Source organism: Streptomyces sp. NPDC055955, from assembly GCF_042270245.1.
Classification (GTDB): domain Bacteria; phylum Actinomycetota; class Actinomycetes; order Streptomycetales; family Streptomycetaceae; genus Streptomyces.
The window spans coordinates 182,602-183,921 of record NZ_JBHJYS010000025.1 but is presented as its reverse complement, the minus strand read 5'-3'; the positions used below and the strand labels follow the sequence as shown (position 1 = coordinate 183,921).

At 66.4% G+C, this 1,320-nt stretch carries 2 protein-coding genes; one reads left to right on the top strand and one right to left on the bottom strand.

Features of this window, described 5'->3' with window-relative positions:
- The coding region (locus tag ACFC96_RS37665) for a DUF6233 domain-containing protein (RefSeq protein ID WP_376616684.1) at positions 1-420 on the top strand (420 nt) is incomplete at its 5' end.
- A gap of 39 nt (positions 421-459) precedes the next feature.
- Here the strand turns inward: ACFC96_RS37665 and ACFC96_RS37660 are convergent.
- Positions 460-1,320: tetratricopeptide repeat protein (locus ACFC96_RS37660; RefSeq protein ID WP_376616682.1), on the bottom strand; the 861-nt coding region annotated here is incomplete at its 5' end.

The window sequence follows — 1,320 nt, the reverse complement described above, 5'->3', positions numbered from 1 at the left end:
GAGCCGTTGCAGCAGGTCAGTGGGGTCCACGGGTACCTCCTGCCCTGGCGATGGCGCGGCGACCACCGACGTGCTATCGAACATATGAACGATAGCTCGACCTCGCGACTCGACATGCTGCACTTCGCGCGCCGCATCGCAGTCCAGCAGGTCGAGCAGATCGACCGGTGGATCGCCACCGAAGAACGCCGCGAGGCCGAGCGGCGCCACGGCGAGCAGACCCGGCCGCCCGCCCCGGACTGGCTCATCGAGATGGGCCTCGGCGGCCACGACCCCGTGTACGTGCATGTGGGCGGCTGTCACATGGCAGGCAAACGCTCACGCGGCGTCGACCGTGATCAAGCCTTGCGGGCTGTGACCGAGAGCATCGATGCATGTCCCCACTGCCGGCCAGACACGGAGCTGCGGGTGCTGGACTAGGCGGCAAGCACCGGTGAACGCGATTAGGAGAGCCTCTGGTTAGGTGCCTGGTGGTGAGTTCTCGGCATTCGCGCGGGATGTGGCTGCTGCTTCGTTGTCACCGGCGCGGATGTAGGCGGTGGCGGACTGTTCCCATGCTTCCCGAACCTGGGCCGTTTCGGCGCCGGATGCGATCAGGGTGGTGGCGAGCTCGGCCCATGCCTCTCCAGCACGCTCCCAGTCTTCTACCTTGGCCAGCATCGCAACCGCATTCTCCCCAGCTGCGATCGCCTCGGCGTATCGCTCGAGGCCTCGACAGGCGGTGCCGAGGTTGTTCCAGGCGACGGCTTGGCTGTGGACGTCGCCGGTCTGTTGCTCGAGGCTGAGGGCGGTTTGGTGGGCGTCGTGCGCTTCGGCGTGGCGCTTGAGGTTTCCGAGTACGTTGCCGAGGTTGTTCCAGGCGTTGGCTTGGCCGTCGATGTCGCCGGTTTGTTGGTAGAGGCTGAGGGCGGTTTGGTGGGCGTCGTGCGCTTCGGTGTGCCGCTTGAGCGCATTGAGCGCGTTGCCGAGGCTGTTCCAGGCGTTGGCTTGGCCGTCGATGTCGCCGGTCTGTTGGTAGAGGCTGAGGGCGGTTTGGTGGGCGTCGTGCGCTTCGGTGTGCCGCTTGAGCGCATTGAGCGTGACGCCGAGGCTGTTCCAGGTGCCGGCTTGGCCGTCGATGTCGCCGGTCTGTTGGTGGAGGCTGAGGGCGGTTTGGTGGGCGTCGTGCGCTTCGGTGTGCCGCTTGAGCGCAATGAGCGTGACGCCAAGGCTGTTCCAGGCGATGGCTTGGCCGTCGATGTCGCCGGTCTGTTGGTGGAGGCTGAGGGCGGTTTGGTGGGCGTCGTGCGCTTCGGTGTGCCGCTTGAGCGCAATGAGCGG